This window comes from Mucilaginibacter rigui (assembly GCF_014773275.1).
Taxonomy (GTDB): domain Bacteria; phylum Bacteroidota; class Bacteroidia; order Sphingobacteriales; family Sphingobacteriaceae; genus Mucilaginibacter; species Mucilaginibacter rigui_A.
In genome coordinates, this window is the sequence record NZ_JACWMW010000002.1 from 383848 (window position 1) to 396466 (window position 12619).

Below are 12619 nucleotides of genomic sequence, written 5' to 3' on the forward strand. Positions count from 1 at the left end.
ATCATTCAAATGATATCTACCTTCTTCGATCACGAGCTTAAGAGTTTTTGGCGCTCAAAAAACACAGGTAAAAGTATAGCAGTAAAAGTGGTGATGGGGATCCTCATCTTCATTTTGTTTTTGTATGTACTTGCCCTCGGGCTTTTTATGGATAAGTTGGTTGGCGCTATGTTCCCTAAAGAGGATTTGACAGTTGCCTTCTGTGGCATTGTACTTGTCTATTTCCTGTTCGATCTGTTGATGCGCTTGCAGTTACAGGAGTTGCCTACCCTTAAGGTGCAGCCATATTTGCACCTGCCAGTTAAACGGAACAGCGTTGTTGGTTATCTGGCTTTAACAGCCTTGTTATCTTTTTTTAATTTGTGGCCGATAGTGATATTCGGACCGTTTATACTAAAAATAATCCTGCCGGTATCCGGTGCGGTAACCACGCTTGTATTTATCGTTTCTATTATAGGATATTCTATATTTAACAATTACCTGGCCTTATATATTAAACGTAAAGCCAACTTAAACGGCTGGATCTTTTTAATAGCAGGCGCGGTTTTAACACTGGCAACCTGTGGCGATTATGTATGGCATTTATATTCGTTAAAGGCAATCTCATACCTGTTTTTTGGCAACCTGATTACTAAACCCTACCTGGTGATACTGCCGGTAGTGCTTGCTGTTGCCATGTATTACGTTAACTTTTACTACTTAAAGGGCAACCTGTATTTAGAGGAGCTTAGTTCTAAAAAGGAATCGGCAAAAAGCAGCACCGAAATACCATTACTAAGCCGCTTTGGCCATGTAGGTGATTTGGTAGCAAACGAAGTAAAACTGATACTGCGTAACAAACGGCCGCGCTCGGCGCTCATTATGGGTTTATTCTTTATGTTTTACGGGCTGTTATTTTACACCAACCCGAAACTGGGAGAAAGCTTCAAGATTTTTGTGGGGATGTTTATGACAGGGATTTTCATCATTAATTACGGGCAGTTTATGTTTAGCTGGCAGGCCTCGCATTTTGACGGCATACTGGTGAGCAAGGTTAAATTCTCCGATTTTTTAAAAGCGAAATACCTGCTGTTTACTATCGTATCAACCGTGGCGTTTATATTGACTACGCCTTACGCCTACTTTGGCTGGCGCACGGTGCTTATTCACTTTGTAATGTACCTGTGGAATTTGGGCATCAACACTACCATTGTATTATACTTTGCCAACCGAAACTATAAACGCATCGACCTGAGCAAAGGCGCATCTTTTAACTGGGAAGGTGTAGGTGCAAGTCAGCTGTTGCTGTCGTTCCCGCTGATATTGTTCCCTTATGTAATTTATTTGCCGTTTAAGTATATGGGCTATACCAATGTTGGCCTGGCAGTACTGGCAATAATAGGCGTAGCATTTATCATAACGCGCGACTTCTGGATCAAAAAGCTGGAAGCAGATTTTTACACAAAAAGATATAAAATAGCCGAAGGCTTCAGAAATAAATAACATGATAGAAATTAAAGACCTGAAAAAAGTTTACAACGGCGTAACTGTAGTAAACGTACCGCATGTACAAATAAACAAAGGCGAAAGTATTGGCCTTGTAGGTAATAACGGCGCGGGTAAAACCACCCTGTTCCGCATAATATTGGATCTGATACGTGCCGATAAAGGCGAGGTATTACTTAAGGGCGAAAATGTTGCCGGTGCCGAAGCCTGGAAAAACTACACCGCGTCATACCTGGACGAAGGGTTCCTTATAGATTATTTAACACCCGAAGAATATCTGTATTTCATCGGTGGCCTGCACCAGCAGAACAAGGCACAGGTGGACGAAAAACTGGCAGGCATGGCCGAGTTTTTTAACGGCGAGATCATTAATAAAGGCAAATACATCCGCGATCTGTCAAAAGGTAACCAATGCAAGGTTGGCGTTGGCGCCTGCCTGTTACAACAACCGGAATTATTGATGTTGGATGAGCCTTTCGCTAATATTGACCCGAGCACGCAGTTCAGGTTAAAAAACATCCTGAAGGACCAGAACAAGAATCATGGCGCTACCACTATTGTATCCAGCCACGATCTGAACCACGTAACTGATGTTTGTGAGCGCATCCTGCTGATGGAAAAGGGTGTGGTGATCAAGGATATCGCCACAAGTTCATCTACCTTATCCGAATTGGAAGAATATTTTGGAGTTGGGCAAAGTACTACTGCTTATAGCGTAGAAATTGATAAAGAAGAGAACCATTAATACCGTTTTATGTATTTGATCAAAGAAGCTACAACAGCCGATGTTGAAGCCATTTTGCAAATAGCGCACCAAACCTGGTGGCCTACGTACGAGCCTTTACTGGGTAAAGAACAGGTGGCTTACATGCTGGGCGAGTTGTATACGCCCGAAAAGATCGCAAAGCAGATAGCTGAGAACCAGCAAACGTTTTTGGTATTGGTTGAAGACGGGCAACCGGTTGCCTTTGCAGCTTATTCGCCACGCGAAGAGGATGCTGAGATCTACAAGTTGCACAAACTCTACTGCCTGCCCGTTACCCAGGGCAAAGGCTATGGCAAAATATTGATCAACGCCGTTGCCGACAAAACCCGCGAGGCCGGTAAAACCACGTTAGACCTTAACGTAAACCGCTATAACAACGCCAAAAGCTTTTATGAGAAAATGGGATTTGAGGTAGTTTATGAGGAGAATATCCCCATTGGCCCATACTGGATGAATGATTTTGTGATGCGGAAGACGTTGTAGAAAATGTCGCGATCAGCATGCCAAACCATTAGTAAAGCGGCGAAGTCTTCGACAAGGTCAGACCGACAGTAAGGCCTTTATGTTGAATTTATTCGGCATCCCATATACAATGCAGACTACGAGACCCTCCTGTCGCAAGTTTTAAACTCGTGACATATCATGGCTGTAGCTTTCAGCTAACGTAAGCCGACAAGCTTTTTAATTACCTACCCACACAACATGATTCCCGATATAAATATCCCCTCACTTCCAATGGTAGAGATCCCGCAAGGAAAAATTGAATTGCGCGACGACCGTACAAAACAAGGATGGACGGTTGAAATCGCATCGTTTTTACTTGCCCAATTCCCGGTAACGCAAGCAGAATACGTTGCCGTTACCAATTAATCGCCGAGTGTATTTAAAGGAAATAGGCTGCCTGTTGAAACCATAAGCTGGAAAGACGCAATCACATTTTGTAATTTATTATCAGCAAAGGCCGGGTTAAAGCCATGCTATTCAATCAACTCTGCTGAGGATATTGCCTTCGATGCAAAGGCAAGCGGATTTAGGCTACCCACAGAAGCCGAATGGGAATATGCCTGTAAGGCTGGTATAACCGGCATCAGATACGGCGAATTAGATTCGATCGCCTGGTATAAGGGCAATTCGGAGAAGGCCACGCACGGTGTGGGCTTAAAAGAACCCAATGCCTGGGGTCTTTATGATATGCTGGGCAATGTTTGGGAATGGTGTTCTGACATTTATGACGAAACTGTTTATGGCTCTTACCGCATCATCAGAGGAGGCGGCTGGAGCGATGAGGAACGAGGCTGTATGGCTACCAACCGCAGACGCAGCCACCCTACTTTATTTAAAATTGATGACCTTGGGTTTAGGGTGGCAAGGAATATATAATTGATTATTGCTGTCGCGGGCTTTCAGCCCGTGACACGGCATACCTGCAGCTTTCAGCTGCCGTAAGCTGAAAGCTTACTTTGTGCTACATCACGAGTTACGCTGCGCTAAACTCACGATAGCAAAGTATTATTCCCGCTCGCAATGATGCGTGGGTACAAAAAAGGCGGATTGCACTGTGCAATCCGCCTTTTAATGTTTTTATAGAAGCGTTACGCCGTAAAGGCCTCTATCGCTTTTTCTATCCTAATGATGGTTTCGCTTTCGCCAAGCAGTTTGGCTATATCAAATACATGCGGGCCAAATTTGCCACCCACCAACATAATACGGAAAGGCAGCATCACATCGCCCGGCTTAAGGCCTTTTTCTTCGGCAAGGGCTTTAAATTTGGCTTCCAGCTCAGCGGCATCAAATGTGTCTGGTGAGCTTAATACAGCTATAAACGCGTTAAAGAAATCCGTTTTAACATCGTTCCATTTTGGTTTAACGGCGTTCAGGTCGTACTCTGCAGGTTGCTGGAAGAAGTATGCCGACTGCTGATAAAAATCGGGCAGTAAAACGCAGCGATCTTTAACTACATCAATAATTTTTAGCAGATAGGCCTCATCCTTTACAATAACGCTTTTAGCTTTTAATATCTCCCACACTTTTAGCTTTAAGCTTTCGGCATCGGTGCGTTTTATCCACTCGGCATTGTACCATTTGGCTTTTTCAAAATCAAACTTGGCGCCGGCTTTGCTGATGCGCTCGATAGAAAATTTCTCTATGAGCTCATCCAATGTAAAAATTTCCTGGTCGGTACCATCGTTCCAGCCAAGCATGACCAGCAGGTTCAGAAATGCTTCGGGCAAAAAGCCTAATTCACGGAAACCCGGCGTTAACTCATCGCTTTTCGCATCAAACCAGTTCATGGCGTAAACAGGGAAACCCAGGCGTGCGCCATCGCGCTTGCTTAGTTTGCCATGGCCATCAGGTTTTAATATCAAAGGCAAATGTGCCCACTCAGGCATATCGGCTTTCCAACCAAGGTATTCCCAAAGCAGGATATGCACCGGTGCAGATGGCAACCATTCCTCACCGCGGAAAGCGTGGGTGATTTTCATCAGGTAATCATCAACTACCACAGCTAAATGGTAAGTTGGCATACCATCGGCCTTCAGCAAAACTTTATCATCAACCAGGTTGGTTTCAAAGCTTACGTGGCCGCGTATCATATCATTAAAGCTTACGGTTTCATCCTCGGGCATTTTTATGCGGATAACATGCGGGGTTCCATCATGTAATAGCTTTTCAACTTCGTGCAAAGGCAGGTTAAGCGAATTTTGCAGGCTGTTGCGTGTAGCAAGCCCATACTGGAAGTTCGGCACCTCCTTGCGCTTTTCGTTCAGTTCGTCGGCAGTATCAAAAGCGTAATACGCGTGGCCTTCTGCTACCAGCTTTTCGGCATACTGGCGGTAGGCCGGTTTGCGTTCGCTTTGGCGGTATGGGGCATAAGGGCCGCCAATAACCGGGCTTTCATCCGGTGTAATGCCGCACCATTTAAGGCAATCTAATATATATTGCTCGGCGCCATCCACATAGCGGGTTTGGTCGGTATCTTCTATACGTAAAACAAAATCGCCTTTGTGCTTTTTGGCAAACAGGTAATTAAACAAAACGGTACGCACACCACCCAGGTGTAAACCACCTGTAGGGCTTGGCGCAAAACGGACTCTTACTTTTTTATCTGACATCGCGCAGCAAAGATAACCCTATTAACCGTAAGCCAAAAGGTTGATGTAAAATGTGGCAGGGGGGATACAAATTTCTGACATCCTGGGCTTGTCGAAGGATTAATAAAGCGGTTAGTGGTTCGACAGGCTCACCATGACATTTTAGGCGACTTACAAATACGTAACCCCATCAAAAACCGATTTGGTGTAATAGATCGGCTCAAAGGGTGCATCGTCCAGCATCTGGCAATCGGCCTTTACATAATTGCACAATACATCGCCAAATATGCTGGCAATGGCGGCATCTGCGGCATCGCGTCCGGTGGCTATTTTTACCAGGCCGTTTAACGGAGCGAGTTTTGTGGCATCAAACAGGATCCAGTCGCCGCCTATGTAGGCTTCAAAACAGGCATGAAAATCGGCCGGGACAAGCTTATAGGCATATCCGGTAAAATAACGGGCTGGAATGGTTAGGGCGCGACAAAGCGCGATACCCAGGTGCGCAAAATCGCGGCAAACACCGGCCTGCTGGGTAACGGTATCATAAGCGGAGGTTTCTGAATTGCTGAACCCGCTCAGGTATTCAACATTTTTATGGATCCAGTCGGTTATGGCAACCACCTGGCGATAGGTATTATCAATTTGCCCGAAGGTGTTGTTAGCCAAACGGTACAGCTTATCAGACTGGCAGTACCTGCTGGGGTTTAAATAAGTTAGCACAGCGGGGTCGAATTTGCTTACCGGTACTTCCTGAAAATCGCGGTAATCTTTTATTTCATAGTAATTATCAACCGTGGCCTCGTATTTTATATTGACGATACCGGTATCGGTGATGTCCAGCCGTACAAAGCGGTTTTCGCTATTGGTTGATGGTAATTCTTCGGCTTTGATGTATGGAGCGATACTTAGTTTTTCGTCGATGATAGTTTGGTGCGCGGTGCGTAGCGCGTGTACGTTTAATATTAAAGTGCTGGGCGCCTTAACCTCATATCCTAACTCGGCCGAAACTTTAAACCTCATCTTTTACCTGTGGTAATTTTGCAAACGCCTTATCCATCCAATCTCCCGGTATATTTTGCAGGGCGGTTTTTAATTCGTCATCCCATTGCGCAGAAATACTGGCCATATCCTTTTGTGTGTAACGCTGTTCAACCAGTTTAAATGTGTCTTTTTTGTACAATATCACATCTATCGGAAAATCAACATTGTTACTGCTTACCCTGGTGGAGTCGAACGATAAGAAGCCGGCCTTTAAAGCCAGCCGCATGTCCGAATCTTCATCCAGTGTACGGTTCAATATCGCCTTGCCATGGCCCGAGTTGCCTATCACAACAAATGGCGCACCAAGGCCAAGTTCCACCCAGTTGCCTTCGGGGTAAAGCATAAATAATTTGTGCTCTTCATCATCCTTCAGCTGCCCGCCAATAATAGTGTTCAGGTCGAATTTGAAACCGGCCTTTTCTAAGTACGCCCTGTCCTCTTCGGCAACGCGGCGCACCTGCTGGCCAAATGCATTAACCGCTTGGTAAAGCTTGTCGTAAGTTTCGGTCTCTACCAATTCGTTAAAATAAACAACGGCCTTATCGCGTACCGACCTTAAACCGCTGGTCATGATGAACAGTGCGCCGCCATCTTTTTGTACCAGGGTTATCTTTTTTTTGATGGTGGTATCTGTACCCGAGGTAATGCGTGTATCGGCAATGGCTATTAAGCCTTCTTTAACTTTTATTCCTAAACAGTAAGTCATATATATATACCTTTTTTAGAGGGGAGTCGGGATGTTTTCCGGTCTTGTCTCTTGCTTCTAAATGTCCGGCCTCTCTTATTGCTGCTGCTGCTGTTGTTGCTGCTCAATCATCTCCATATATTTTGCATAGCTATTGCGGGCAATAGTATTTTCAGCTTTCGGAGCCTTAGAAACGGTAAATATATCTTTTTCTTCGTGAACTTGCCCGTCCTCGTACCCAACAGAAACCGATACCTCAAGCGTATGGCCTGCCGCGCCCTTGTAGACCCCTTTAACCGGCGAGCAGTCACTAAAGTTACGGCCAACAGCAAGGCGTACATGGTTCTCATTAGCCACGCAGTTGTTAGTCGGGTCTATTCCCAGCCAGCCGTAACCGGGCAAGTAGGCTTCGGCCCAGGCGTGGGTTGCCCCCTCGCCGCGCATGCCATCCTTGTTTGGGCAAATGTAGCCGCTTACGTATCGGGCAGGGATGCCAACCAAACGTAGCATCACCATTAGCAGGTGGGCAAAATCCTGGCAAACTCCGGCCTTGAGTTTCCAGATTTCATCCAATGTGGTCTCCACGGTGGTTACCCCTTTTATATAATCGAAGTTTTTGTAAACGTATTTGCAGAACTTTAAGGTGGTGTGGTAGGGCGTATCTTCTACTTTACGCTCGGCCTCAACCACGGGTCGCAGTTCGCTCAGGCCTTCAAAGTATTCCTGCTTCAAAAAATCTATATAAGGCACAATGTAACGCAGGTTAAATAACTCGTTCCATTGCTCGGCCGAAAATATATTATCCAGCGGTAAAGGTCTCGGATGGGTAATAATAGATAACTGCGAGTTGATCACCATCAGGTTATGCGGCTCGGTATAGGTAAAGCTCCCCACTTCGTTGCCGTAATAATCAACGTAGGTATCTACCTGCGGGTGGCCGCTAATTTGCAGGTCGTGTTTTAAAACATCCTGGTAAATGTCAACAATAGGATACAGGATGATCTTGTTGGCGCTATCGCGCACAAAGCCATCGTAGGCATATTTGGTGGTATGTTGTATTTTAAATTCGGGCATAATAAATTCTGTTTATCAGGAATTTGCAAAGTAATATTCGTTCAGCGAGTTGCCTATGCGATACAGGTCTTCGCGCAGGCTGGTCAAATATTCGTGCAATCCCATCTGGCGGATGCTTTTAACCGAACTGTATTTGATATTGCTTTGCAGCTTCCCTATATGAAAGGATATCTCGCGGTAATCGTTCACGTTGCTGTTGTTCTTCAATCTGTCGAAATACCGCTGGATGTTGTTTACCGAATAGATAACCGAGCGCGGGAAGTCATTATTCAAAATAACCTGTTCAATTACATTATGTGCTTCCAGCCCGTCGCGGTAGGTTTTCTGGTACAATTCGTACCCGCCGATGGAAAGCAGCAAGTGTTTCCAGTAGGTGATATCCAGCAGCAGGTCGGGGTTGGAGTTGATAGGCCCGAACTTTACATCGAGGATGTCTATCGATTGGATGGCGCGCTCCAGGTATTTGCCAATGTTCATAAAGCTGCGGGCCTGCCCGCGTTCCATGGTAATTTCGGCTGTGCCGTAGTACAGCATCACTTCTTTTATCAATACATCTAAAACGCCTATGGGATCGTCCTTTTTCAGGCCGGCAAGGATGCGGGGCTCTTTGGCGGTATGATAATACTCGTTGAGGCATTGCCAAAGATCTTTCGGGATATGCTCCTGCACACTGCGGGCGTTTTCGCGGGCAAGCGTGATGAGGTTGACAATAGAGTTGGGGTTTTCCTTATCTATCACCATATACTTTAAAACTGCGCGACTGTCGTCCCCTAATTTTTCTATCAATTCTTCATCCGAACCCGAAAAAATACGGATAACCGGCTCCCACGTAAACCCCGCAACCGAATCCTGCGACGATGCGTAATTGGTCTTCAGCATCCTCAGGATACCGTCACTCCGTTCGATGTAACGGCTTAACCAATAAAAACTTGCTGCTACCCTGCTTAACATATACCCCCCATCCCCCTGAAGGAGGAGTTTTTTGAATGAATTATTTTATTTATATCGAGATACATATTATTATGTTTTAATATTTTGTTCCCCCTTCAGGGGGTACGGGGCTTAACAAAGCACCCACGTATCCTTACTGCCGCCCCCCTGCGAACTATTTACCACCAATGAGCCTTCTGTTAAGGCCACACGCGTTAGGCCGCCGGGCACTATCTGGATGCCATCCGGTCCGCAAAGGGCGTATGGCCTAAGGTCTATACGCCTTGGTTGCAGCACTCCGCCAATATAACACGGCGCTGCCGACAGGCTGATGGTTGGCTGCGCGATAAAGTTGCGCGGGTCTTTCAATATATCTTTTTTATACTTTTCTATTTCCTCTTCGCTGGATGCGTGACCCATCAGCATACCATAACCGCCGCTTTCGTTGGTTTTTTTCACTACCATGCTATTAATGTTCTTAAAAACGTATTCGCGCTCATCGTCATTACTCAGGCGATAGGTAGGTACATTTTTAAGCAATGGCTCCTCGTTCAGGTAATAGCGTATCATATCCGGAACGTAGATGTACGTGGCCTTATCATCGGCAACGCCATTGCCTATGGCATTAACAATGGCTACGTTGCCTTTGCGGTAAGCGCCCATCAGCCCGGCTACACCTAAAACGCTGTTAGGGTTAAATACCAGCGGGTCTAAAAAGTCGTCATCCACCCGGCGATATATTACATCAACCTGCTGCAGGCCGGTGGTTGTTTTCATATACACCTTATGGTTGTTCACCACAAGGTCGCGGCCTTCCACCAGTTCAACACCCATTAAGCGTGCAAGGGTGGTATGCTCAAAATAAGCCGAATTATAAATACCCGGACTAAGCAGCACTATGGTAGGGTTACTGATCTGCCTCGGCGAAAGTGAAAGCAGGTTTTTATATAATATGGATGGATATTCGGTAACGCTGCGTACGCCGCAGTTGGGTAGCAGGTCAGGAAACAGTCGTTTGGTTATTTCGCGGTTCTCCAGCATGTAACTTACGCCCGATGGCGTGCGCAGGTTGTCTTCCAATACATAAAAAGTGCCGTCATGGTCGCGTATCAGGTCGATACCGGCTATGTGTACGTATACATCATAAGGTACGTTCAACTGGTACATTTCTCGCAGAAAATGCGGGCACGAGTATACGATATCTATCGGCACAATACCATCTTTTACAATGAACTGGTTATGGTAAATATCTTTTAGGAAAAGGTTAAGTGCGGTAAGCCGTTGTTTAATGCCTTTCTCTACAAAATCCCATTCGGCAGCGGTTATCACCCGGGGGATGATATCAAACGGAAAGATCTTCTCGATACCTTCGCCGCTGTTGTAGACAGTAAAAGTTATACCCTGGGTCATGAACAAGCGTTTGGCCAGTTCTTCTTTTTTATTCAGGTCATCGGGCGATTCTTTGGCCAGGTATTCAATTACTTTCTGATAATGGTCACGCACGATGCTTTTTTCGTTGTACATCTCGTCCCATACGCCGTTTATTAGATTGTATTTTTCAAAATGCTGAGATTTGTACATAAAAATCTTTAAATTAAAAACCGATTACTTGCCATTTGTCGTGATTTTAAATAAAATATCGATGGCTTTTTTTAATTTTTTTGGTAAATTATGAATAATAATAATTTTTTTATGCAAAATTTATATTAAAATATAGAAAATGTCTTAATATTTTGAAAATAACGACTCAATTTAAGCCGAAGGCTAATATTCGTCGCGAAAGTAGTTAAGGGAATAAAATCTGTTGGTAAAAGCAAAGCCCTAAGCAAAACTTAGGGCTTTATAAACATCAATATAATTGTTAGTTTCCGAATGCGTAATTGATAGAAAATATAAAGCGATTCGCGAAACTGGCATCGAAGCTATTATAAGTGCCCGGGGTGGTTCCCTTAACCTCCTGATGTGCATAGGTAATTCCTCCTAAAGCGGCGGTTAAGCCGAGGCGTTTAACCGGGAAGTAAACAAAGTCTAACCCAAGGCCCCCGGAATAGGTATTAGTAATACTCTCCGAGTTACTTTGCTGGTTGCTGGCATATTCCTGGGTATATTTACCATGCTGATAATTAAACATTGGGCCGGTCCTGATCCCTAATTTATTTTCATACAGGAAGTACTTTCTAAGGTAAATGCCAGCGTTAAAGGCATTCGACTCCGTGTTGCTCGGATTATAAATGCTGCCATAGTCCTGCTTTGACTGGCCGTATCCTACAGACAGACCTAAATCCAGCTTGTCGGCAATAAAATAGCTGTAAGTTGGAGCAATAGAGAAACTGGTTTGCTTGCCATGAACGTTACTGAAAGCATTAGTAGAGTAATCAATGTAGCGGGAGTCTGAACTTGAGGTGTTTACCCCAAAGCTAAGTCCTAGCATCTGGCTGCCCTTTTCTGTTTGTGCTTTAACGGTTTGGATGGCAATGATTGACACGAATGCCAAAAGGAGTTTTTTGTACATGTAAATTGTTTAAAAGGTTTGTTAATTGATTTAGAAATAGGCCATATGGCCGTAATGCCCGCAACTGGTTTAACGCCTTTTTGTGGAACTAAGGGAATAAAATACAATCACCTTATAATGTGCCGATTAATTTCCAGGGAACGATATTTAATGCTTTTGCTTGCTTTTTTAAACGGAACATGTACATTTGAAAATCATCAACCAATACGACAGACATGAAAATTGCACTTTTTTTACCTGCACTATTATTAACAGCATCGGTTTATGCGCAAACAGATACCGCCACTAAAACAGCCGCCGCTATTGTAAAAGAAAATTTTAGTGATGACTGGGCGAACCTGCGCCATTATGAAGCCGAGAATAAATTGTTGCCTGCCCCGGTACCCGGTGAAAAACGTGTGGTATTTTTAGGAAGCTCGATCTTTGAATTCTGGAAAACACGCCTGCCCGAGTATTTTGAAGCACATAAAAACTATATAGACAGGGGTATTAGCGGGCAAATAGCACCTCAGCTACTCCTCCGGTTTCAGCAAGATGTAATAGCGCTTAAACCCAAAGCAGTAATTATACTGGCCGGGAGCAATGATATTGCAAGCACAACAGGGCATGTAACCAACAAGCGTATTTTAGATGATGTTAAATCTATGGTAGAACTATGCCGTGTACATAAAATCACCCCCATATTGTGTGCATACGTCCCTATCAATGAATACCCGTGGCGTAAAGGTTTCCCGGCTGCCGAAAAAATAATAAGCCTTAATAAAGCAATAACAGCTTACGCCGCCCAAAATAAATTGATCCTGCTTGACTACTACAGCCCACTGGTAGATGATAAAAAAGGAACACGCGCCGACCTCACCATTGATGGCGTACACCCCAATGCCGCCGGGTATAAAATAATGGCTAAAGTAACAGACGAGGCCATTGCAAAAGCGCTAAAATAAGCCATAGATTCCCGTCACAAAAGCTAAATACTGTGGGGTTGGCAAATAGGGCCAAAAAGGGCATTCCCAAAAGGTGTATTTCCCCTTTTG

The 12619-nt window shown here is 44.7% G+C and carries 12 protein-coding genes and 1 pseudogene; 6 read left to right on the top strand and 7 right to left on the bottom strand.

The features are described from left to right. Positions 1-9: 9 nt before the first annotated feature. From IDJ75_RS08835 to IDJ75_RS08850, 5 genes and pseudogenes are all read left to right on the top strand, one after another. Positions 10-1482: a DUF5687 family protein gene (locus IDJ75_RS08835; RefSeq protein ID WP_191175263.1), complete on the top strand. Its 1473-nt coding sequence runs from the start codon at positions 10-12 to the stop codon at positions 1480-1482. A 1-nt stretch (position 1483) separates the two neighbouring features. After that, positions 1484-2230, top strand: a complete 747-nt coding sequence (locus tag IDJ75_RS08840; RefSeq protein ID WP_191175264.1) for an ABC transporter ATP-binding protein — start codon at positions 1484-1486, stop codon at positions 2228-2230. Positions 2231-2239: 9 nt separating this feature from the next. Further along, entirely contained in the window at positions 2240-2734 is a 495-nt protein-coding gene (locus IDJ75_RS08845) for a GNAT family N-acetyltransferase (protein WP_191175265.1), read from the top strand. Positions 2735-2953: 219 nt separating this feature from the next. Next, a complete protein-coding gene (locus IDJ75_RS21140; RefSeq protein ID WP_224746548.1) occupies positions 2954-3121 on the top strand; it encodes a formylglycine-generating enzyme family protein in 168 nt (55 codons plus the stop codon). A gap of 24 nt (positions 3122-3145) precedes the next feature. After that, a pseudogene (locus tag IDJ75_RS08850) lies at positions 3146-3631 on the top strand (formylglycine-generating enzyme family protein); the annotation flags it as partial. 212 nt (positions 3632-3843) lie between these two features. Here the strand turns inward: IDJ75_RS08850 and gltX are convergent. From gltX to IDJ75_RS08885, 7 genes are all read right to left on the bottom strand, one after another. Beyond that, entirely contained in the window at positions 3844-5364 is a 1521-nt protein-coding gene (gltX, locus tag IDJ75_RS08855) for a glutamate--tRNA ligase (RefSeq protein WP_191175266.1), read from the bottom strand. 150 nt (positions 5365-5514) lie between these two features. Further along, positions 5515-6363 carry a transglutaminase-like domain-containing protein gene (locus tag IDJ75_RS08860; RefSeq protein WP_191175267.1) on the bottom strand — a complete coding sequence of 283 codons (849 nt, stop codon included), beginning with the start codon at positions 6361-6363 and terminating at the stop codon, positions 5515-5517. Continuing rightward, complete coding sequence (locus IDJ75_RS08865; RefSeq protein WP_191175268.1) at positions 6353-7090, bottom strand: peptidase; 738 nt, start codon at positions 7088-7090, stop codon at positions 6353-6355. The genes IDJ75_RS08860 and IDJ75_RS08865 overlap by 11 nt, the downstream gene beginning before the upstream one ends. Before the next feature lie 75 nt (positions 7091-7165). Next, positions 7166-8143, bottom strand: coding sequence for a transglutaminase family protein (locus tag IDJ75_RS08870; RefSeq protein WP_191175269.1), 978 nt, complete (start codon positions 8141-8143; stop codon positions 7166-7168). 15 nt (positions 8144-8158) lie between these two features. Continuing rightward, positions 8159-9094: an alpha-E domain-containing protein gene (locus IDJ75_RS08875; protein WP_191175270.1), complete on the bottom strand. Its 936-nt coding sequence runs from the start codon at positions 9092-9094 to the stop codon at positions 8159-8161. Positions 9095-9205: 111 nt separating this feature from the next. After that, complete coding sequence (locus tag IDJ75_RS08880) at positions 9206-10654, bottom strand: circularly permuted type 2 ATP-grasp protein (protein ID WP_191175271.1); 1449 nt, start codon at positions 10652-10654, stop codon at positions 9206-9208. Positions 10655-10934: 280 nt separating this feature from the next. Next, positions 10935-11585, bottom strand: coding sequence for a hypothetical protein (locus tag IDJ75_RS08885; RefSeq protein ID WP_191175272.1), 651 nt, complete (start codon positions 11583-11585; stop codon positions 10935-10937). Positions 11586-11800: 215 nt separating this feature from the next. On the opposite strand from IDJ75_RS08885, the gene IDJ75_RS08890 reads away from it, so the two are divergent. Next, entirely contained in the window at positions 11801-12529 is a 729-nt protein-coding gene (locus IDJ75_RS08890) for a GDSL-type esterase/lipase family protein (RefSeq protein WP_191175273.1), read from the top strand. Positions 12530-12619 lie beyond the last annotated feature (90 nt).

Excerpts from the sequence above, each read along its gene's own strand:
- IDJ75_RS08865 (WP_191175268.1), bottom strand. The coding sequence starts at position 7,090 with ATGACTTACTGTTTAGGAATAAAAGTTAAAGAAGGCTTAATAGCCATT.
- IDJ75_RS08885 (WP_191175272.1), bottom strand. The coding sequence starts at position 11,585 with ATGTACAAAAAACTCCTTTTGGCATTCGTGTCAATCATTGCCATCCAA.
- IDJ75_RS21140 (WP_224746548.1), top strand. The coding sequence starts at position 2,954 with ATGATTCCCGATATAAATATCCCCTCACTTCCAATGGTAGAGATCCCG.
- IDJ75_RS08880 (WP_191175271.1), bottom strand. The coding sequence starts at position 10,654 with ATGTACAAATCTCAGCATTTTGAAAAATACAATCTAATAAACGGCGTA.
- IDJ75_RS08860 (WP_191175267.1), bottom strand. The coding sequence starts at position 6,363 with ATGAGGTTTAAAGTTTCGGCCGAGTTAGGATATGAGGTTAAGGCGCCC.
- IDJ75_RS08845 (WP_191175265.1), top strand. The coding sequence starts at position 2,240 with ATGTATTTGATCAAAGAAGCTACAACAGCCGATGTTGAAGCCATTTTG.
- gltX (WP_191175266.1), bottom strand. The coding sequence starts at position 5,364 with ATGTCAGATAAAAAAGTAAGAGTCCGTTTTGCGCCAAGCCCTACAGGT.
- IDJ75_RS08870 (WP_191175269.1), bottom strand. The coding sequence starts at position 8,143 with ATGCCCGAATTTAAAATACAACATACCACCAAATATGCCTACGATGGC.
- IDJ75_RS08835 (WP_191175263.1), top strand. The coding sequence starts at position 10 with ATGATATCTACCTTCTTCGATCACGAGCTTAAGAGTTTTTGGCGCTCA.
- IDJ75_RS08890 (WP_191175273.1), top strand. The coding sequence starts at position 11,801 with ATGAAAATTGCACTTTTTTTACCTGCACTATTATTAACAGCATCGGTT.
- IDJ75_RS08840 (WP_191175264.1), top strand. The coding sequence starts at position 1,484 with ATGATAGAAATTAAAGACCTGAAAAAAGTTTACAACGGCGTAACTGTA.
- IDJ75_RS08875 (WP_191175270.1), bottom strand. The coding sequence starts at position 9,094 with ATGTTAAGCAGGGTAGCAGCAAGTTTTTATTGGTTAAGCCGTTACATC.